Origin of the sequence: Mycobacterium sp. 1465703.0, from assembly GCF_001672975.1 — a bacterium.
Taxonomy (GTDB): domain Bacteria; phylum Actinomycetota; class Actinomycetes; order Mycobacteriales; family Mycobacteriaceae; genus Mycobacterium.
The window spans coordinates 25056-44252 of the sequence record NZ_LZKU01000114.1 but is presented as its reverse complement, the minus strand read 5'-3'; the positions used below and the strand labels follow the sequence as shown (position 1 = coordinate 44252).

Genomic DNA, 19197 nt, shown 5'->3' with positions numbered 1-19197 from the left:
CGTGGTGCCCACCGGGGTTGTCGTGTGGCTGTCCACCGTGGTGGTCGGCATGCTGCTGCGCAAGGCGTCCTCAGCGGGCGTGGCGGCAAGCTTCGTGGTGGTGGCGACCACGGTCACCGCGCTGTTGTTGCTCGGCTGGCGGGTGGCCGCCGGGGTGGCCCTCCGGCGTCGCTCCGGCGTCTGAAACGACCATGGCGCACACGGCCGATGTTGCGGTGACCGCGACCTTCGGTGCGGCCGCGCGGGCGGTGGCCACCAACAAGGGGTTGCTCCACGATCCGTTCGCCGAGCCGCTGCTGTCCGCCGTCGGAATCGACTACCTCACCCGGGCGATCCAGGATCACGTGTTCGCGGCCGACGACGGCGACGACCCGGCGATGACCGCGCTGATGGATGCACTCGCAGCGCATACGCGGTTCGTGGACGAGTTTCTTGCCGACGCGGCCCGCGCGGGCATTCGGCAGGTGGTGATCCTGGCGTCGGGTCTGGACACTCGGCCCTACCGGCTGTGGTGGCCGCGGGGGACCACGGTCTACGAGATCGATCAGCCTCAGGTGCTCGATTTCAAGTCCGAAGTGCTGGGCGGGCTGGACGCCGAATTGGCCACCCACCGGTGTGCGGTCGGCATTGACCTGCGCCAGGATTGGCCGGCGGCGCTGCGCCGGGTCGGATTCGACGCCACCCAGCCCACCGTCTGGGTGGCCGAACAATTGCTGGTCGGGTATCTACCGCCCGACGAGCAGAATCAATTGCTGCACGGCGTCACCACCGCGAGCGCACCGGGCAGCCGGTTCACCGCCGATCACATGCCCACCTGGAATCCGTTGCAGCTCGGGGCCGAGCGCGCCTTCGTCGACGGCTGGCGGCAGCGCGGACTGGACGTCGATCTGGCCAGCCTGACCTACCCCGGTGAATACCATTATGTACCAGAGTATTTGGCGTCGAACGGCTGGAAAACTGCTGGGCGCAGCATCACCGAGCTACTGGGTGCGATGGGGCTGGGCAGGCGGCGACGGAGCGGGCCGGGCGACTCGGAGTTCATTCCGGAATACGTCACCGCGACACGCGTTTGAGTGTTGGTGATGCCGCAATCAAGCCCGCCACCCGGTGAACTGCGGTTCGTGTCGGCGACTCACGACGATCCGCTGGCCCAACCGCTGCTGGCCGAGCTGGCCGTCGAGTATGCGCAGCGATACGGCGGCACACCGAGCACCCACCTGACTTGGCTGCCCGTACCCGCGGCCGAGTTGGCGGCGCCGGACGGCGGACTGCTGATCGGTGTGGTGGACGGCGTGCCGGTGACCGGCGGGGCGTTTCGCCGCTACGACGCCGACACCGCCGAGCTCAAGCGGATCTGGACCCACGGCGCTCATCGGCGTCGCGGTTACGCCCGGGCGCTGCTGGCCGCGCTGGAGGCCGAAACCCTGGCGCGTGGCTACCGGCGGCTCTACCTGATCACCGGCAATCGGCAGCCCGAGGCCGAGGCCCTCTACGACGCGACGGGATATGTCCGGGTCCCGCCGGATCCGCTGCCGTCCTGGGGGCCGTTTATTCCGATAGCCTTCGAGAAGTGGCTGGTGTGATTTAACCGCCGTTGGCTTCGCGCTTCGCGACGATGCGGCCTCTCACGTCAGCTAGCGGATGTGCTAACACGTTTGAGAGTCACACAATAGGAGCCTACGCGTTGCCAATGTGGTTGATGTGGCACTGATTTCGGTTGAGACTACCCGCTAGCCAAGGAGATCGCCCGCGCGGTTGCTTCCCGGATCGGGCCGCGCCACACGGCGCCGTGGCCGGGCAGCAGGATCTCGGTGTCGAGCAGGGCCAGCGCATCCAGGCTGCGCAGCGAATTCTGCTGGCTGTGGCTGAACACCGCCGGCAGCAACTGCGGCCCGCCACGGCGCAGCAGTGGATGCCCGGTGATCAGCGCGTCGCCGCTGACCAGCACACCGTCGACCACATATGAGCAGTGCCCGCTGGTATGTCCGGGGGTGAACACCGCGCTCGGGTGACCGGGTAGCCCGGCGGCAACGTCGGCGGTCAGCGGCCGGGTGGACGGGATACCGTCGCGGATCAGGCCGCCGCTGCGCAGCACGTGCAGGCCCCACGCCGCCCAGCGCGGCCGCCAAAAGCGCAGGGCCACATCGAAAACCGATGCCTGCTCCAGGTACTCGCGCTTGGCGTGGCCCACCTCCTCGGCATGGCAGTACACGTCGGTGCCGTACTCGTTGGCGAACCAGATCGCCGAACCCAGGTGGTCGATGTGGGCGTGCGTCAGCAGGATGGCGCGCACGTCGCCGGGGCCGTAACCCAGCTCCCGCAGCGACGACAGCACATCCTCGCGGTCCCCCGGATATCCGGCGTCGATGAGCAGCACGCCGGTGCCGTCGACCACCAGCGTCCAGTTAACGGCTTCGCCCTGGGCGAGGTACACCGTGTCGGTCACTTGAACAAGAGTCGCCGCCGATCCCATGCCCGCGAGTGTAGAAGCGGCGACAGGAGCGATCGCAAGCGCGGCGTAGCCGGGCGCGGCGGGTCGCGACCATCAAGACAGGAGCGATCGCAAGCGCGGCGTAGCCGGGTGCGGCGGGTCGCGACCATCAAGACAGGAGCGATCGCAAGCGCGGCGTAGCCGGGCGCGGCGGGTCGCGACCATCAAGACAGGAGCGATCGCAAGCGCGGCGTAGCCGGGCGCGGCGGGTCGCGACCGTCAAGACAGGAGTAGAAAGAACGAGTGGCTGAACTGAAACTCGGATACAAAGCGTCCGCCGAACAATTTGCACCGCGCGAGCTCGTCGAACTCGCTGTCACCGCCGAAGGGCACGGCATGGACAGCGCCACCGTCAGTGACCACTTCCAGCCGTGGCGGCACGAGGGCGGACACGCCCCGTTCTCGCTGGCCTGGATGACCGCCGTCGGCGAGCGCACCAAGCGGTTGGTGCTGGGCACCTCGGTGCTCACCCCGACTTTCCGGTACAACCCCGCCGTCATCGCGCAGGCGTTTGCCACCATGGGGTGCCTTTACCCGGACCGCATTTTTCTGGGCGTCGGCACCGGGGAGTCGCTCAACGAGATAGCCACCGGATACGAGGGCGAGTGGCCGGAGTTCAAAGAACGCTATGCCCGGCTGCGCGAATCGGTGCGGCTGATGCGTGAACTGTGGCTGGGCGACCGGGTCGACTTCGAGGGCGAGTACTACCACACCAAGGGCGCCTCCATCTACGACGTGCCCGAAGGCGGCATCCCGATCTACATCGCGGCCGGGGGTCCGCAGGTGGCCAAGTACGCGGGTCGCGCCGGCGACGGTTTCATCTGTACCTCCGGCAAGGGCGAGGAGTTGTATAAGGACAAGCTGATGCCCGCCATGAAGGAGGGCGCGGAAGCGGCCGGTAAGAATCCCGACGACATCGACAGGATGATCGAAATCAAGATCTCCTACGACACCGACCCGGACAAGGCGCTGGAGAACACCCGCTTCTGGGCGCCGCTGTCGCTGACGGCCGAACAGAAGACCAGCATTCATGACCCGCTGGAGATGGAGAAGGCCGCCGACGAGCTGCCCATCGAGCAGGTGGCCAAGCGTTGGATCGTGGCGTCCGACCCCGATGAGGCGGTCGAAAAGGTCGGCCAGTACGTGAAATGGGGCCTCAACCACCTGGTGTTCCACGCTCCCGGCCACGATCAGCGGCGGTTCTTGGAGCTTTTCGAAAAGGACCTGGCGCCGCGGCTGCGGCGGCTGGCCTGAGGGGCGGGCGAATGGTTTCCGGCTCCGCGTTTGTCCAGTGACAGCGATCTACGTTGCCGCCCCTGAGCCGGAGACCGGCAAGTCGACGATCGCGCTGGGGCTGCTGCACCGGCTGACCGCGACGGTCGCCAAAGTTGGTGTGTTCCGGCCGATTACGCGGGCCAATGAGGATCGCGACCACATCCTGGAACTGCTCCTGACGCGAACCACCGCGGGGCTGTCGTATGAGCAATGCGTTGGTGTCACTTACCAGCAGTTGCACGCCGACAGTGATGCGGCGATCGCCGGCATCGTTGAGGCCTATCAGACGGTGGCCGAGGCGTGCGACGTGGTGGTGATCGTCGGCAGCGACTACACGGACGTGACTACGCCCGCAGAGCTTTCGACCAACGCACGGATCGCGGTCAACCTCGGGGCGCCGCTGCTGCTGGCGGTCAGCGGCAAGGGGCGCACGGCCGCCGAGATCGCCAGCGTCGTCGAGGTCTGTCTGGCCGAACTGCGCGCCCAGCACGCCCACACCGCGGCTGTGGTGGCCAACCGCTGCGAACCGGGCGAGATGGCCGACGTGGCCGAGGCGCTGCGCAAGTTCACTCAGCGCAGCTACGTGCTGCCCGACGAGCCGCTACTGTCCGCGCCGACGGTGGCCGAACTGGAAAAGGCGGTCGGTGGAACGCCGGTCAGCGGCGAACAGTCCCTGCGCGAACGCGAGGTCACCGGTGTGATGGTTGCCGGCATGACCGCTGACCATGTGCTGGAACGGCTGCGCGACGGCATGGCGGTCATCACCCCCGGTGATCGTTCGGATGTGGTCCTCGCCGTTGCCAGTGCCCATGCTGCGCAAGGCTTTCCGTCGCTGTCCTGCATTGTGCTCAACGGCGGCTTCGAGCTGCATCCGTCGATCGCGGCCCTGGTCGCCGGACTGCGGCTGCGGCTGCCCATCGTCGCCACCGCACTGGGTACCTATGACACCGCCAGCGCGGCGGCATCGGCCAGGGGCTGGGTCACGGCGACCTCGCAGCGCAAGATCGACACCGCGCTGGAGCTGATGGACAAGCACGTCGATGTGACCGATCTGCTGGCGCAGCTTGCCATTCCGATTCCCACCGTCACTACGCCGCAGATGTTCATCCACCAGCTGACGCTGCGGGCCCGTTCGGATCGCAAGCACATCGTGCTGCCCGAAGGCGACGACGACCGCATCCTCAGGTCGGCCGGACGGGTGTTGCAACGACGCGTCGCCGACCTGACCATCCTGGGCGACGAAGCGCAAATCCGGCAGCGTTCCGGAGAACTCGGGGTGGACCTGGACGGCGCGCGGATCGATCCGCGCGCCAGCGAGCTGCGCTCCGAGTTCGCCGAGCAGTACGCCGAATTGCGCAGGGCCAAGGGCGTTACCGCGGAGCAGGCCCGTGAGGTCATGTGCGACGCAACCTATTTCGGCACCATGCTGGTGTACAACGGCGCCGTCGACGGCATGGTGTCCGGCGCCGCACACACCACCGCGCACACCGTTCGGCCGGCATTCGAGATCATCAAGACGGTCCCGGACGTCTCGACGGTGTCCAGCATCTTTCTGATGTGCCTTCCCGATCGGGTGCTCGCATACGGTGACTGCGCGATCATCCCGAACCCCACGCCCGAGCAGTTGGCCGACATCGCGATCTCGTCGGCGCGCACCGCAGAGCAGTTCGGCATCGAACCGCGGGTGGCGATGCTGTCGTACTCCACCGGTGATTCGGGCACCGGTGCCGACGTCGAGAAGGTAAGGACTGCAACGGAATTGGTGCGCAAGCGAAACCCCGACCTGCCGGTCGAGGGGCCCATCCAATACGACGCCGCGATCGAACCGTCGGTCGCCGCCACCAAGTTGCGTGACTCGCCGGTGGCCGGTCGCGCCACGGTGCTGATCTTCCCCGACCTCAATACCGGCAACAACACCTACAAAGCGGTACAGCGTAGTGCCGGCGTGCTGGCCATCGGGCCCGTGCTGCAGGGATTGCGCAAGCCGGTGAACGACCTGTCCAGGGGTGCGCTGGTCGAAGACATCGTGAACACTATTGCCATTACCGCGATCCAGGCGCAGGGATAGCCGTGACGGGAACTCGCGGCGCGCGGCTGGTGCTGGTGATCAACTCCGGTTCGTCGTCTCTGAAGTATCAACTGGTCGACCCCGATTCGGGTACTGCCCGAGCGACGGGTCTGGTGGAGCGGATCGGAGAGGAGTCCTCTCCGGTTCCCGACCATGATGCCGCCTTGCGCCGCGCGTTCGATGCGCTGGCCGACGACGGTATCGACCTGGAGACCAGCGGCATCGTCGCGGTGGGCCATCGAGTGGTGCACGGCGGCAACGCTTTTTATCAGCCCACACTGCTCGACGACGCGGTGATCGGCCAGCTGCACGAATTGTCGGAGTTGGCCCCGCTGCACAATCCGCCGGCGCTCAAGGGAATCGAGGTCGCGCGAAAACTGCTGCCGGACATCGCCCACATCGCGGTGTTCGACACCGGATTCTTCCACGACCTGCCCGCCGCGGCGGCCACCTATGCCATCGATCGCGAGCTGGCCCAGCAGTATCAGATCCGCCGGTACGGTTTCCACGGCACGTCGCATCGCTACGTGAGCGAGCAGGCCGCCGCATTCCTGGATCGACCCGTGGAGGGTCTGAAACAGATTGTGCTGCACCTGGGTAACGGCTGCTCCGCCTCGGCGATCGCCGGGACCAGGCCGCTGGACACCTCGATGGGGTTGACACCGCTGGAAGGGCTGGTGATGGGGACCCGCAGCGGCGATATCGACCCTAGTATCGTCGGGTATCTGTCGCACGCGGCCGACATGGGCGTCGACGACATCGAGTCGATGCTCAACTCGCGGTCCGGGGTGCTGGGACTGTCCGGAGAGCGCGACTTTCGCCGGCTGCGGACGATGATCGAATCCGGTGACGAGTCAGCCCAATTGGCGTACAGCGTGTTCACCCATCGGCTGCGCAAGTACGTCGGCGCCTACCTTGCGGTGCTGGGGCACACCGATGTCATCAGCTTCACCGCGGGGATCGGCGAGAACGACCCGGCGGTGCGTCGTGACGCGGTGACGGGCATGGAGGAACTGGGCATTGTGCTCGATGAGCGCCGCAACCTCGGCGGCGGCAAGGGTGCGCGTCAGATCTCCGCCGACGATTCACCGATCGCCGTGCTGGTGGTTCCGACCAACGAGGAATTGGCCATTGCCCGTGACTGCGTGAACGTGCTGGCGTCGTAGCCGATAGCCCGACGAGTCGGGCCCTGTGCACAGATGCACTCGGTTACCGTGTTCGCCGTGCGATGGTCGCGGCATGGGAGACGTGCCGTTGATCGGAAGCGAGGCGCTGTCGTCCGGACGGCTGAGCCGCCATCGGCTGAGAATGGCCTACCGTCCGGTGTTTCCGGACGTCTACGTGCCTGAGCACGCGCAGCTCTCGCTTGAGATGCGTATCCGGCTGCCTGGTGATGGTCGAGGCGAAGGGCGGTCATCGGGGGAGCGGCCGCGGCGGCGCCGCACGGTGCCGAGTGGATTCCCGATGGCGTTCCGGTCGAGTTGATACACAACAACGCTCGTCCTCCCGACGGGGTTCTGACGCGTCGGGAAACATTGTGTAGCGGCGAGACTCAGCTCCACGATGGCCTTGTTGTCACCACACCGGAACAAACCGCCTTCGACATCGGGCGGCGGGGTGCCATCCGCTCGGCTGCCGTCCGACTCGATTCGCTCGCCCGGGCAACGGGTTCAAGGTAGATGACATGCTGCGTGTCGCCATGGTGCATCCACGCTCGCCCGGATCGCTGCGATTAGAGGCCGCGCTCGAGTTGGTCGACCCCGGTGCGCAGTCGCCCCGCGAAAGCTATCTGCGGCTGCTTCTCATTGACGCGGGTCTGCCTCGCTCCCAGACCCAGATTCCGGTGTTGGCGGCGGATGGTCTTCCGCTCGCATACCTCGACTTGGGCTGGCAGGCGTCTATGGTCGCCGTGGAGTATGACGGGGACCAACACCGCAGCGACCGACGTCAATACGTCAAAGACATTCAGCGTATGGAGATGCTCGAGCAGCTGGGGCGGACCATCGTCCGAGTCGTCGCGGAGGACCGGCCGGAACGCATCATCCAGCGGGGGTGCGGGCGGCGCTCACGAAATCGGCTGTGAATTCACGGCTTCGAGTGTGAGTCGACGGAAACGAGGCGCGCGAAACGCCCGTAACGCAAATCGTTAGAACGTGCTGGTGGGCCGCACCGCGTTCGCCATGTCCACCAGCGCGTAGCGGTGCCGCTGGGTCGGGGCAACGCGGGCCAGGTTGCGCAGCGATGCCTCGACGCCCAACCGTAGACCGTGGTCGGTGAACGGGAAACCGAGGATGTGGTTGGTGCTGGCCTTGTTGTCTTCCAGCCAGTCCATCGCACAACCCAGCACCAGGGCGCGGATCTGCAGCACGCGTGGCTCGGTGGGCGGCAGCGCCTCCACCCGCCGGGCCGCGTCGCGGATGTCCTCCTCGGTGATCTCGCTCTTGGTCCGTCCGGACAGCAGCGTCACCGCGCTGGTCAGTCGCGCGGTGGTGAAGTGCCGGGAGGTGGCCGGCACCTCGTCCAGCGTGCGCACCGCGGCTGCCCGATCTCCTTCCGCGGACAGCGTTCTGGCCAATCCGAACGCCGCCGAGATCACCCCGTCGTTGGTCTTCCACACCGTCTCGTAGAACCTGTGGTCGTCGACATCGCCGGCCAGTTCGGCGGTGGCGGCGAGCGCCAGCTTGGGTGCCAGCTCGCCGGGGAACGTATCCAGCACTTCGGTGAAATGCACTGTGGCCGAATCGTAGTCGCCGGTGAGCAGCTCGGCGACGGCCTTGTACCAGACCAATCGCCATTGCCAACCGACCCGCTCGGCCAGGTCGTCGAGCTTGCGGGTGGCCTTGGCGACGTCGCCGAGATCCAGCAGCGCGCGGACCTCCATCAGCGGCAACTCCACCGACTCGGACACCTCGACGCCGTCGGCGTCCAGCGTCCCGTGCCGGGCCGCGCGCAACGAGTCCAGGGTCTGCACCGGCTGCGACAACACCGTCGCCTGCAGAACCGGGGCCGCGACATCGGTCGGATCGACCAGCGGCACTTGCAATGCCGTCACGATCTCGCGGGCGGTCAGCTTCTCCGAGTGCACCTGCCCGTCCAGGTACACGTCGGTGTGCGCGACCAGCAGGTCCACCCCGAACGTCGAGCGGCTGGGACTGAAGATGGTCGACAGGCCGGGCCGGGGCACCCCGCTGTCGCGGGCGACCACCTCGCGCAGCACACCCATCAATTGGGCGGACATCTCCTCGGTGCTGGAGAACCGGCGCCGCGGGTCGGGGTCGGTGGCGCGGCGCAACAATCGGTGGAAAGAGTCGTAGGTGGTCAACACCGGGTCGTCTGCGGGCAGGCCGTCGACGTAGCGGCCGTTGCGGGTCTGCAAGTTGAGCGTGAGTGCGGCCAGCGTGCGGCCCACCGTGTAGATGTCGGTGGCGACGGTCGGTCCGGTCCGCACGATCTCGGGCGCCTGGAAACCCGGTGTGCCATAGAGATATCCGAACGAATTGATCCGCGACACCGCGCCCAGGTCGATCAACTTGAGCTGCTCTTCGGTGCGCATGATGTTCTCCGGCTTCAGGTCGTTGTAGACCAGGCCGATGGAATGCAGATAGCCCAGCGCGGGCAGGATTTCCAGCAGGTACGCGACGGCCTCGGCGACGGGGAGCTTTTCGCCCTTCCCGTGCTTGAGCGGCTGCCCGCCGACGTACTCCATGACGATGAGGCCGACCGGATTCCCGTGCTGGTCGACATGCTCGACGAAGTTGAAGATCTGCACGATCTGCGGGTGGACCACCTCGGCCAAAAACTGACGCTCCGCCATCGCGATGGCCTGGGCCTCCGCATCGCCGGAGTGCACCAAACCCTTGAGCACCACCGGCCGGTCGTTGACGTTGTGGTCGACGGCCAGATACACCCAGCCCAGACCGCCGTGCGCGATGCAGCCCTTCACCTCGTACTGATTGGCGACGATATCGCCTGGATTAAGCTGCGGCAGAAAGGAATACGGGCTGCCACAGGACGGGCACCAACCCTCCGACGTGCCCTTGGCTTTCTTGCTGGAACGGCCCACCGGTTTTCCGCAGTTCCAGCAGAATCGCTTGGACTCCGGCACCACCGGACTGGTCATCAGGGCTTCGCGCGGATCGATATCCCGTCCCCGCGGAATCTCGACCAGGCCGCCGCCGAGTTGCCGGACCGCCGGCAGCGCCCGCGTCGCAACCGTCAAGCGGTCCTGAGAGTCGGTATCCAGGGCATCCAGCGAGATATGCGGAAAGTCATCGTCATCGTCATCGTCGTCGAAGTCGGGCCGGAACAGTGCCTGGGTGGCCTGCAGACGCCCCGTCGCCGCACCGCTTTGGACGTCGGCCGGCTGGGTGCCCGGGCCAACGTCTTCCGAGCCGGCTTCCGGCTGCTCGATGTGCTTATCCGGCTCGGCCATCAGTCCAGATACCTCGGCGTGGGCGGGGCAGGCGCGGGACCCAACACCGTCAACCACTTGCGGTACAACGTGTTCCACGTACCGTCCCGGCGGATGCGTTCCAGGGTGCCGTTGACGAACCGCACTAGTCCAGGGTTGTTCAGGTTGATCCCGATGCCATAGGGCTGGGTGGCCATATTGGGTCCGACGATGTGCAAGTAGGGGTCCTCTTCGACCAGCCCGGCCAGGATCGAATCGTCCGTGCTGACGGCGTCGATCTCGCGCTGTTGCATCGCCACCAGGCAATCGGCCCAGTTCACCACCGACACCACGATCGGTGGCGGATCGATCTGCTGGATGCGGTGTAGCGACGTCGTGCCCTTGGCCACGCACACCCGCTTGCCGGACAGGTCGGCGACCTTGGTGATCGGCGAGTCGCGTGGGGCCAGGATGCGCTGATTGGCGTCGAGGTAGACGGTCGAGAAGTTCACCTGCTTGCGCCGGTCGCAGGTGATGGTCATGGTCTTGACCACCACGTCGACCTCGGAGCGCTCCAGCGCGGTGACCCGCTCGTCCGACGACAGGATCCGGTACTCGACGTGGGACGGCGCCCCGAAGATGTCGCGCGCGATCTCGCCGGCGATGTCGACGTCGAAACCGGTTATCTCGCCGGTGATCGGGTCGCGGAAGCTGAACAGGTTGCTGCCGATGTCGAGTCCGACGATCAGCCGGCCGCGGGCGCGGATGTCGGCAACCGCGGCGTCCGCCTCCGCCTTGGTGGCAAAGGGCCGCAGGCTGGCCGTCAGGTCGCAGTTCTGGTTGGGACCGTCGGGCGGCAGCGGCCGCTGGGGCGGCAACTGCTCCATGCCCACCGGTGTCGGCGGCGGCAACGTCGGCACGCTGGCCACCCGCAGCGATTCCGTGTGCCCGCAGCCTGCCAGTGCGACAACCGCGGCCACGGCGCACGCCCGGCGAAGCAGAGGCAGGCGGGTCATTATCGATACTCTTTCAGCCTCGGCCACAGGCCCAGCGCCACCGCGATGGCGGCACCGAGACTGAGCACCACCCCGCCCACCTGGGCGCCGGAGAGCCCGCTGCGCGCGTTGATGACGTCGTTGCGCAACCGGATTCGGCCCTGGTCCATGGCTTTGGCCAGCTCGTCTTCCAGCTTGTCGAACGCCGGGGTGGAATCTTCTTCGCTGCTGCCCAGCGCCACCTGGGTGGCGGCCCGGTAGTTACCCACCGAGATGTATGAAGTGATCCGGTCGTTCGCCTGCCGCCAGCGCAGCAACAGCTGATCGGCGCCTTCCAGGTCCGGTTTGTCCACCGCATCGCTGCGGGACATGTACTGGTCGAGCTGGCGGTGCATCGAATCGATGCGCTGATAAAACGACTGCTTGCGCTTCTCTTCGTCGCCGCGACGGATCAGCGACAGCGTCTCGTCGGCGCGCGCCTGCTGGGCGGTGATCGCCACATTGGTGACGGTCTTGAGGGATTCCGCGGCGGTGTCCTTCGCACTACGACTCGCTGTCGTAGAGATGGTTAGCGCAGTTCCGACCCAGACCACCATGACGAGAATAGCGAGTGCGCCCACCACCAGGCCCGGGTTGATTCGGCGCCGGGTGCGCCGCGCCAGCCAGCGGTGCGAGAACGCGCCGAAGATGACGGTGGCGCCGACCACCGTGATGACCGGCGCCGGAATCTGGGTCGACGCCGTGGTTTCTGCGTCCACCCGCTCCGACGTCGCCTGATAGAGCCGCGCCGCGTCGGGCAGGATCGTCGATTGCATCAGCCCCGATGCCTCGGACAGATACGACGAGCCGACCGGGTTGCCTTCCCGGTTGTTGGTTCGGGCGATTTCGATCAGGCCGGTGTAGACGGCCAACTCGGCGTTGAGCCGGCCGAGCAGCTGCACCAATGGTTCGTCGGTAAGCCCGCTCGAGGCTCGGGTCACGGCCACCGACGCATCGGTGATGGCCTGCTCGTAGCGCTGCCGAACGGGTTGCGGCTCGGCCTCGGCGATGAATGCGGTGGCCGCTGCGGCGTCGGCCACCGAGAGCGTGGTGTAAAGCCGGCCGGCGGCGAACGACAGCGGCTCGGTGTGGTTGAGCACCGTGGTGAGCACTTGCTGCCGATGGTTGATGGTGGTCGAGGTGGCGAAGGCGCTGATCCCGCCGAGCACCGCCAGCACGATGCCGATGGTCAGGATGCGGCCCGGTGTGGTCGAGATGAACCACCAGCGTGGATGGGCTGGTTCGGCCGGTGACCGCGATCCTTGCGGCTCGGTCGACGGGTGCGCCAGCTCAACCGTCACGTCTGATCAGCCCTCATCTCTCGGCCACTTGATTCGCTGCACGGACCTCTATAAGCGAAGTCTAAGAGCATGTTCGGGTGGATGGGTGGAGGCAGACGCAATTGACGACGCCCCGAAGAACCAAGTCTGCATATCCTGATTCCGTGCGGGGCGACGGTGACGGGTGGGTGATCTCCGACAGCGGCGCCCATTATTGGGGTCGCTACGGCGCGGCCGGATTGCTGCTGCGGGCGCCGCGAGCCGACGGTACGCCCGCGGTGCTGCTGCAGCATCGGGCGGTGTGGAGTCATCAGGGCGGCACCTGGGGGCTGCCGGGCGGCGCCCGGGACAGCCACGAAACCCCGGAGGAGACGGCGGTCCGCGAAGCGAACGAGGAGGCCGGACTGTCCGCCGAGCGGGTCGCGGTGCGCGCGACCGTGGTCACGGCCGAGGTCGCCGGCATCGCCGGCACCCATTGGAGCTACACCACCGTCGTCGCGGACGCCGATGAGCTGCTGCACACCGTGCCCAACCGGGAAAGCGCCGAGATGCGCTGGGTGGCCGAGCACGAGGTGGCCGAGCTGCCCCTGCATCCCGGCTTCGCGGCCAGCTGGCAGCGGCTGCGCACTGCGCCGGCCCTGTTGCCGCTCGATCACGGGGACGAACGGCGGCAATACCTGCCGCGCACCATCGAGATCGAGACCGGGGTCTTCGTCTGGTGCATGCCCGGCCCGGGCGACGAGGAGCCGTCGCAGCTGACCCGCCGGATCAGCTCGCTGCTGCCAGCGCCGAACTGAGCCGCTGGGCCGCGGCCCGCGGATCGGCGGCCGCGGTGATGGCCCGCACCACCACGATCCTGCGGGCACCGGCGTCCAGCACCTCGGGCAGCCGTTGCTCGTCGATGCCGCCGATCGCGAACCACGGCTTGTCGCCGCCGTGCTCGGTGTCCAAGCCCGCGGCCACCCGCACCAGCGGCAGGCCCGGTGCCTCGCGATCCGGTTTGGTGGGCGTGGGCCAGCACGGGCCGACGCAGAAGTAGTCCGCTTCGCTGAGTGCCGCCGCTTTGGCCTGATCAGCGCTGTGGGTGGACGAGCCGAGCAGCACGTCCGGCCCGACGATGTCGCGGGCGATCGCCAGCGGTAGGTCGCCCTGGCCGAGGTGCAGTACGTCGGCGCTGGCCGCACGGGCGATGTCGGCGCGGTCGTTGACGGCGAACAGGGCGCCGTGCCGGCGGGCCGCGTCGGCCAGGATCTGGCACGCCGCCAGCTCGTCGCGTGCCTCGAGCGGCCCGAACCGCTGCTCACCGGCCGAACCCTTGTCGCGCAGCTGGATGATGTCCACCCCGCCGGCCAGGGCGGCGTCGGCGAACTCGGCCAGGTCCCCCCGTTCACGGCGCGCGTCGGTGCACAGATACAGCCGTGCGGCGGCCAGAGCGGCGAGTCGTCTATCAAAGGAGCGCTGCACACCGAGACGCTAGCGCGCTAGCGTGGAGCCGAAGAAAACTACTAGACACGGGAGTCCCGGGTAGTCGAATGACTGCGGGGCTGAGAGTGGGCACAGCCGGAGCCAACCGGACCTGCCCTTACCGTCACACCTGATCCGGATCATGCCGGCGAAGGGAGGCTTGCGAATGACCGGGATGCTGTCGGAGCCACCCCTTGGGTCTCTGGCCGTCATCGGTGGCGGCGTCATCGGGCTTGCGGTGGCACGCCGCGCGGCGCAGGCCGGGTGGTCGGTGTGGGTGCATCGTGGTGACCAGAAGGGCGCGTCCTGGGTCGCCGGGGGCATGCTGGCGCCGCACAGCGAAGGCTGGCCCGGCGAAGAGCAATTGTTGCGGCTGGGCCTGGAATCGCTGCGGCTGTGGCGCGAGGGCGGTTTCTTGGACGGGCTGCCAGCCGAGGTGGTCACCGCGCGCGAGTCGTTGGTGGTGGCCGTCGACCGCGCCGATGTCGCCGACCTGCACACCGTCGCGGAGTGGTTGTCCGCCCAAGGTCATCCGGTGGTCTGGGAGTCGGCCGCCCGCGACGTCGAGCCCCTGTTGGCGCAGGGCATCCGGCACGGGTTTCGGGCGCCCACCGAACTGGCCGTGGACAACCGGGCGGTGCTGGACGCGCTGAGCGCGGAGTGTGAGCGCCTCGGAGTGCGCTGGGCGCCGCCGGTGCACGACCTGTCGCGCGTCGAGGCGGACGCGGTGGTGATTGCCAACGGTATTGACGCACCGACGTTATGGCCCGGCCTGCCGGTGCGCCCGGTGAAGGGTGAAGTGCTGCGGCTGCGGTGGCGAAAAGGTTGTATGCCGCTGCCGCAGCGTGTTGTTCGTGCCCGCGTACACGGACGGCAGGTGTACCTGGTCCCGCGAGCGGACGGCGTGGTCGTCGGTGCCACCCAGTACGAACACGGCCGCGACACCGCCCCGGTCGTGACAGGAGTGCGTGACCTGCTCGACGACGCGTGCGCGGTGCTGCCCGCGCTGGGTGAGTACGAGCTGGCCGAGTGCGCCGCCGGGCTGCGCCCGATGACTCCCGACAATCTGCCGTTGGTGCACCGCCTGGACGAGCGCACGCTCGTCGCCGCCGGGCACGGCCGATCGGGTTTTCTGTTGGCGCCCTGGACGGCAGAACAGATCGTTTCCGAACTGGCCCCGGTTGGAGTACACCAATGATCGTCGTGGTCAACGAGAAAAAAGTCGACGTCGACGCACCCATCACGGTCGCCGCGCTGCTGGATTCCCTGGGTTTTCCGGACCGCGGCGTAGCAGTTGCCATGGACGACGCGTTGCTGCCGCGATCTCGTTGGGCCACTGAGCTTTCCGACGGTGCCCGGCTCGAGGTAGTGACGGCGGTGCAAGGTGGCTGACTCGAAACTGACCATCGCGGACCGCAGCTTCGCGTCCCGGCTGATCATGGGGACCGGGGGAGCGAGCAACCTCGCGGTGCTCGAAGAGGCGCTGGTGGCCTCCGGCACCGAACTGACCACCGTCGCGATCCGCCGGGTGGACGTCGAGGGCGGCACCGGATTGCTCGATCTGCTCAACCGGCTGGGTATCACGCCGCTGCCCAACACCGCGGGGTGCCGCGGCGCGGCCGAGGCGGTGCTCACCGCACAGTTGGCTCGGGAGGCGCTGAACACCAACTGGATTAAGCTCGAGGTGATCGCCGACGAACGCACACTGCTGCCCGATGCGGTCGAATTGGTGCGAGCCGCAGAGCAATTGGTCGATGACGGGTTTGTCGTCCTGCCCTACACCAACGACGATCCGGTTCTGGCGCGGCGGCTCGAGGACGCCGGATGCGCAGCGGTCATGCCGCTGGGTTCGCCGATCGGCACCGGACTTGGCATCACCAATCCACACAACATCGAGATGATTGTCGCCGGGGCCGAAGTCCCGGTGGTGCTCGACGCCGGCATCGGAACCGCCAGCGACGCCGCCCTGGCAATGGAATTAGGCTGCGACGCCGTGCTTTTGGCCACCGCGGTGACCCGGGCCGCCGATCCGGCCGCGATGGCCGCCGCGATGGCGGCCGCCGTCACCGCCGGGTATCTGGCCCGGCGGGCCGGACGGATCCCGAAGCGGTTCTGGGCGCAGGCTTCGAGCCCGCAACGATGAGTCGTTATGTCGCGCTGGGCAGTTCGATGGCCGCCGGCCCCGGCATCCGGCCCCGCGCCCCGGGGGCTCCGCGCTGGTCGGGCCGATCCGCACGCAACTATGCGCACCTGATCGCGCAGCGCTACCACTACGACCTGGTCGATGTCACCTTCTCCGGGGCGACGACCGCGAACGTGCTGGCCGAGGAGCAACACGGCGCACCACCGCAGATCACCGCGCTGGACGGTACCGAGAGCCTGGTCACCGTCACCATCGGCGGCAACGACGTCGGCTACATTCCGCTGTTGATGGCCGCGTCGCTGCCGCGTTCACTGCGTCACCTGCCGATGCTGGGGAATCGCATCGGCGAACTGCTGGATCGCGACGCGCGGGATCGGGCCCTGGACTCGGTGTTCGAATCGCTGTGCGAACTCGGCCGTACAGTGCGGCAACGGGCCACGCGCGCACGGATTTTCTTCGTCGACTACCTGACCGTGCTGCCGCCCGCCGGTGTACCGGCCGAACCGCTGTCGGCCCGCGATGCCGACCTGGGTCGGCACGTGGCCGCCACGCTGGAAAGGATGACGGCCGACGCCGCTGCGGCGACCGGCTGTGAAATCATTCGCGCCGGTGCGGCCGGTCGCGAACACCACGCATGGTCGGCAGAGCCCTGGACGACGCGGCCGGCCCGCTTCGGCGTACCGCTGCCGGGACGTCCCGCCCCGTTGCACCCGAACGCCGCCGGGATGCGCGCGGTAGCGGATTTGATTGCGGCCGCGCTGTAGACGTCAGCCGTTGGTGCGCCACCACTGGTAGAGCGCATTGACATCGGTATTGGCCGAGGTGAGGTGTCCCAGCACGTTCTTGGCGTCGGTGGTCCAGGTCAATGTCGCGTAGTTCTTGTAAGTGCCGCAGGCGATCTGGCCGCCGGTCTGGCCGTTCTGCTTCCACGTTCCCGGTGACTGCCCGGCGTCCCCACACGCGGCCAGCGACACGTCTTTGATGGTGGCACTGAACGCGGAGGCCAGATTCGTGCTGTCGGAGAACAGGGCGTAGACGCCGGAGCCTGGTCCGCTGGAGTCGGGGTTCTGCCCGCAGATGAGTTCGGCCAGTTCCCCGGCCTCGGTCAGCTCTTGCGACTTGCAGTTGTTCAGGCCGTAGCCCTTCGACAGTGAGGCGGCCAGCCTGTTCATGTCTGCCGCGTTACCGGTGTTGGGTTCGGCGTTCGCGGTCGCACTACCCGCGAAAGCCAAACCGCATGTGAAAGCCGCAGCCGACGCGACTCGCAGTGCGGTGTTGAAATATGACATTTTCCTGACTCCCTGCGGTTGTTGGAATTAAAGAGGGGCGAACGTCTTTGGGCTGCCTGTTGAGGAATCTGTCGCGGCTGGTGCGGAAAGGTCACCCGTTGGCGCGCCACCATTGGTAAAGCGCCGCAACGTCGGTGTTGGACGCGCGCAGGTAACTCAGCGTGTTCTTGGCGTCAGTGGTCCAGATGATCTCGGCACGGTTTTGGTACGTGCCGCACGCTGCCTGCCCGGCGCTGGCGTCCGAACCTTCCTTGTGCCAGTTGGAAGGCGACTGGTTGGCATCGCCGCACGGGGTCAGCACGTCTTCTTTGATGGTGGCCCTGAACGCGGTGGCCAAGTTGCCGGCATTGGTGTACAGGACGTACTTAGCCTGAGCCGGTCCCTTCGGATCGGGGCTCTGTCCGCAGCTGAGCACCGCCAGTTGGGTGCTGGGGTCGATGTTCTGGGCGGTGCAGTTGTTCAGGCCGTAACCCTTCGACAGCGAGGCCGCAAGCGCGTTGATATCCGATGGGCTGCCCGTGGTGGCTGGATCCGCGCTCGCGGTGACGCCGCCCGCTAAAACCAACCTGCCCGCGAGTACCGCTGCCGTCGCCGCCTTCAGCATGTTGCTGAAATCGGACATGAATGGCTCCTTAACGGCGACCGCTAAATACGGATAGTAGGGCTATGTCGTGGTAATGCAATACGTTCCGCGGGCAATTATCTGTGTGGGCATCGTTTTTGGATCAATCCACAGCGTCCCAGGCAAATCGTAATGCTGCGCCGCTTGTTGCGTCGGAAATCGAATTATGTTGACGCTCGGCCCTAATCCGGCGTTCAAGGAACGTGCTGGTACGGCCGAGAGATGCACGGCAGCCGGCCCAAAGAGGATTTTTTCATTGCTGGTGCCGATCAGAGTCCACTCGGGTATGGTTAGCACCGCTTTACGTCAGCTAACTTCTCTTGACTGGAGAATCCATGACACAACCCCCTCCGCCCCCGCCTGGTTATCCACCTTCGACTCCGCCCGGATATCCGCCGCAGCCGCCGGCCGGCCAAGCGCCGAATAACTATCTGGTGTGGTCGATTTTGGTGACGCTCTTTTGCTGTCTTCCGTTCGGGATCGTGGCGATCGTCAAATCCAGCCAGGTCAATGGGTTGTGGGCGCAGGGGCGCTACGCCGAGGCGCAAGCGTCGGCCGACAGCGCCAAGAAATGGGTAATCTGGTCGGCGGTCATCGGCATCGTCGTGGGCGTCATCTACGGCATCTTGATGGCGTCCGGTGCGCTGAACACGAACACCAACGCGGCACTTGCCGCGATGTTCTAATCGCAGGTCTCAATGATGGTGACCCGCTGGGGGGCGGCACACGCGAATCTCGGTGCACCACTGGTGGTGGCTGCATCCACGACACTGATGTGCGCCGCCGTCTGGGCGGGTGACCCGACCACTCCGAACGGCCCGCTGCCGGTATGCCCCACCAAGGCTTTGTTGGGGATCGACTGTCCCGGATGCGGCAGCTTACGCATGGTGTATTCGCTCATGCACGGCAATCTGTTGGCGGCCGCCAGGTTCAATGCGTTGGGCCTGGCGGCTGTCGTGCTGTTGGCGTGGGCGTACTTCTCCTGGACCTACGGGCGGTTGGTCGGTCGGCGCGTGCGCAGTTGGCAACACCGACGCTGGGCGGCGCCGGTGACGCTTGCGCTGGTGCTGGCCTGGTTCGTGGTGCGCAACATTCCCGTTGCGCCCTTCAGCGCGCTGTATGTCTGATACCGCCGTGTCCT

At 66.9% G+C, this 19197-nt stretch carries 20 protein-coding genes, 1 pseudogene and 1 riboswitch; of the genes and pseudogenes, 14 read left to right on the top strand and 7 right to left on the bottom strand.

Annotation, left to right across the window (positions count from 1 at the left end; all coding sequences use genetic code 11):
* From A5625_RS10240 to A5625_RS10230, 3 genes are all read left to right on the top strand, one after another.
* Window positions 1-184, top strand: a 184-nt coding sequence (locus A5625_RS10240) for a DUF3054 family protein (protein WP_156748096.1), incomplete at its 5' end; no start/stop codon positions are given.
* 7 nt (window positions 185-191) lie between these two features.
* A complete protein-coding gene (locus A5625_RS10235; protein WP_066992443.1) occupies window positions 192-1073 on the top strand; it encodes an SAM-dependent methyltransferase in 882 nt (293 codons plus the stop codon).
* A 6-nt stretch (window positions 1074-1079) separates the two neighbouring features.
* Window positions 1080-1583, top strand: coding sequence for a GNAT family N-acetyltransferase (locus A5625_RS10230; protein ID WP_066992455.1), 504 nt, complete (start codon window positions 1080-1082; stop codon window positions 1581-1583).
* Between the two features lie 140 nt (window positions 1584-1723).
* Here A5625_RS10230 and A5625_RS10225 read toward each other — a convergent pair whose 3' ends face one another.
* Window positions 1724-2473: an MBL fold metallo-hydrolase gene (locus A5625_RS10225; RefSeq protein WP_066992440.1), complete on the bottom strand. Its 750-nt coding sequence runs from the start codon at window positions 2471-2473 to the stop codon at window positions 1724-1726.
* 261 nt (window positions 2474-2734) lie between these two features.
* On the opposite strand from A5625_RS10225, the gene fgd reads away from it, so the two are divergent.
* The 4 genes and pseudogenes from fgd (at window position 2735) to A5625_RS10205 (ending at window position 7937) form a co-directional block, all read left to right on the top strand.
* A complete protein-coding gene (gene fgd / locus A5625_RS10220) occupies window positions 2735-3745 on the top strand; it encodes a glucose-6-phosphate dehydrogenase (coenzyme-F420) (RefSeq protein ID WP_066992437.1) in 1011 nt (336 codons plus the stop codon).
* A gap of 37 nt (window positions 3746-3782) precedes the next feature.
* Window positions 3783-5834 carry a phosphate acetyltransferase gene (pta, locus tag A5625_RS10215; protein ID WP_066992434.1) on the top strand — a complete coding sequence of 684 codons (2052 nt, stop codon included), beginning with the start codon at window positions 3783-3785 and terminating at the stop codon, window positions 5832-5834.
* Between the two features lie 2 nt (window positions 5835-5836).
* Window positions 5837-7000: an acetate kinase gene (locus tag A5625_RS10210; RefSeq protein WP_066992431.1), complete on the top strand. Its 1164-nt coding sequence runs from the start codon at window positions 5837-5839 to the stop codon at window positions 6998-7000.
* Between the two features lie 73 nt (window positions 7001-7073).
* A pseudogene (locus tag A5625_RS10205) lies at window positions 7074-7937 on the top strand (hypothetical protein).
* Window positions 7938-7980: 43 nt separating this feature from the next.
* Here A5625_RS10205 and A5625_RS10200 read toward each other — a convergent pair.
* The 3 genes from A5625_RS10200 to glnX are packed head-to-tail and all read right to left on the bottom strand — an operon-like array spanning window position 7981 to window position 12559.
* Complete coding sequence (locus tag A5625_RS10200) at window positions 7981-10266, bottom strand: serine/threonine-protein kinase PknG (protein ID WP_066992428.1); 2286 nt, start codon at window positions 10264-10266, stop codon at window positions 7981-7983.
* The gene (locus A5625_RS10195) at window positions 10266-11240 is read right to left on the bottom strand and encodes a glutamate ABC transporter substrate-binding protein (protein ID WP_066992425.1); all 975 of its coding nucleotides are present in this window, start codon (window positions 11238-11240) and stop codon (window positions 10266-10268) included. The genes A5625_RS10200 and A5625_RS10195 overlap by 1 nt, the downstream gene beginning before the upstream one ends.
* A complete protein-coding gene (gene glnX, locus A5625_RS10190; RefSeq protein WP_066992422.1) occupies window positions 11240-12559 on the bottom strand; it encodes a protein kinase G-activating protein GlnX in 1320 nt (439 codons plus the stop codon). The genes A5625_RS10195 and glnX overlap by 1 nt, the downstream gene beginning before the upstream one ends.
* Before the next feature lie 143 nt (window positions 12560-12702).
* On the opposite strand from glnX, the gene A5625_RS10185 reads away from it, so the two are divergent.
* On the top strand, window positions 12703-13335 hold the full coding sequence (locus tag A5625_RS10185) for an NUDIX hydrolase (RefSeq protein WP_066992418.1): 633 nt from the start codon (window positions 12703-12705) through the stop codon (window positions 13333-13335).
* Here A5625_RS10185 and thiE read toward each other — a convergent pair.
* Entirely contained in the window at window positions 13307-14002 is a 696-nt protein-coding gene (gene thiE, locus A5625_RS10180) for a thiamine phosphate synthase (protein WP_066992416.1), read from the bottom strand. The genes A5625_RS10185 and thiE overlap by 29 nt on opposite strands.
* A gap of 37 nt (window positions 14003-14039) precedes the next feature.
* Window positions 14040-14176: riboswitch (TPP riboswitch) on the top strand.
* 1 nt (window position 14177) lies between these two features.
* Here thiE and thiO point away from each other — a divergent pair.
* From thiO to A5625_RS10160, 4 genes are read left to right on the top strand one after another with little or no spacing between them, the layout of a single operon-like run.
* Window positions 14178-15200, top strand: coding sequence for a glycine oxidase ThiO (gene thiO / locus A5625_RS10175; protein WP_066992452.1), 1023 nt, complete (start codon window positions 14178-14180; stop codon window positions 15198-15200).
* Window positions 15197-15394: a sulfur carrier protein ThiS gene (gene thiS, locus A5625_RS10170; protein WP_066992413.1), complete on the top strand. Its 198-nt coding sequence runs from the start codon at window positions 15197-15199 to the stop codon at window positions 15392-15394. Before thiO ends, thiS begins: the two co-directional genes overlap by 4 nt.
* Complete coding sequence (locus A5625_RS10165) at window positions 15387-16145, top strand: thiazole synthase (protein WP_066992410.1); 759 nt, start codon at window positions 15387-15389, stop codon at window positions 16143-16145. The genes thiS and A5625_RS10165 overlap by 8 nt, the downstream gene beginning before the upstream one ends.
* Complete coding sequence (locus A5625_RS10160) at window positions 16142-16909, top strand: SGNH/GDSL hydrolase family protein (protein ID WP_066992407.1); 768 nt, start codon at window positions 16142-16144, stop codon at window positions 16907-16909. Before A5625_RS10165 ends, A5625_RS10160 begins: the two co-directional genes overlap by 4 nt.
* A gap of 3 nt (window positions 16910-16912) precedes the next feature.
* Here A5625_RS10160 and A5625_RS10155 read toward each other — a convergent pair whose 3' ends face one another.
* Both A5625_RS10155 and A5625_RS10150 read right to left on the bottom strand, forming a co-directional pair.
* Window positions 16913-17434 carry a serine/threonine protein kinase gene (locus A5625_RS10155; protein WP_066992404.1) on the bottom strand — a complete coding sequence of 174 codons (522 nt, stop codon included), beginning with the start codon at window positions 17432-17434 and terminating at the stop codon, window positions 16913-16915.
* A 91-nt stretch (window positions 17435-17525) separates the two neighbouring features.
* On the bottom strand, window positions 17526-18056 hold the full coding sequence (locus A5625_RS10150; protein WP_066992401.1) for a serine/threonine protein kinase: 531 nt from the start codon (window positions 18054-18056) through the stop codon (window positions 17526-17528).
* Window positions 18057-18391: 335 nt separating this feature from the next.
* Between A5625_RS10150 and A5625_RS10145 the strand changes: the two genes are divergently transcribed.
* Window positions 18392-18742 (top strand): CD225/dispanin family protein, encoded by a 351-nt coding sequence (locus A5625_RS10145; protein ID WP_066992397.1) that lies wholly within the window; start codon window positions 18392-18394, stop codon window positions 18740-18742.
* Between the two features lie 87 nt (window positions 18743-18829).
* Entirely contained in the window at window positions 18830-19183 is a 354-nt protein-coding gene (locus A5625_RS10140) for a DUF2752 domain-containing protein (protein ID WP_232003577.1), read from the top strand.
* The last annotated feature ends 14 nt before the right edge of the window (window positions 19184-19197 follow it).

Bases quoted from the DNA above. Each gene is read 5' to 3' on its own strand.
- A5625_RS10235 (WP_066992443.1), top strand. From the start codon at position 192: ATGGCGCACACGGCCGATGTTGCGGTGACCGCGACCTTCGGTGCGGCC.
- A5625_RS10225 (WP_066992440.1), bottom strand. From the start codon at position 2,473: ATGGGATCGGCGGCGACTCTTGTTCAAGTGACCGACACGGTGTACCTC.
- A5625_RS10200 (WP_066992428.1), bottom strand. From the start codon at position 10,266: ATGGCCGAGCCGGATAAGCACATCGAGCAGCCGGAAGCCGGCTCGGAA.
- A5625_RS10195 (WP_066992425.1), bottom strand. From the start codon at position 11,240: ATGACCCGCCTGCCTCTGCTTCGCCGGGCGTGCGCCGTGGCCGCGGTT.
- thiO (WP_066992452.1), top strand. From the start codon at position 14,178: ATGCTGTCGGAGCCACCCCTTGGGTCTCTGGCCGTCATCGGTGGCGGC.
- thiS (WP_066992413.1), top strand. From the start codon at position 15,197: ATGATCGTCGTGGTCAACGAGAAAAAAGTCGACGTCGACGCACCCATC.
- A5625_RS10160 (WP_066992407.1), top strand. From the start codon at position 16,142: ATGAGTCGTTATGTCGCGCTGGGCAGTTCGATGGCCGCCGGCCCCGGC.
- A5625_RS10155 (WP_066992404.1), bottom strand. From the start codon at position 17,434: ATGTCATATTTCAACACCGCACTGCGAGTCGCGTCGGCTGCGGCTTTC.
- A5625_RS10150 (WP_066992401.1), bottom strand. From the start codon at position 18,056: ATGTCCGATTTCAGCAACATGCTGAAGGCGGCGACGGCAGCGGTACTC.
- A5625_RS10145 (WP_066992397.1), top strand. From the start codon at position 18,392: ATGACACAACCCCCTCCGCCCCCGCCTGGTTATCCACCTTCGACTCCG.
- A5625_RS10140 (WP_232003577.1), top strand. From the start codon at position 18,830: ATGTGCGCCGCCGTCTGGGCGGGTGACCCGACCACTCCGAACGGCCCG.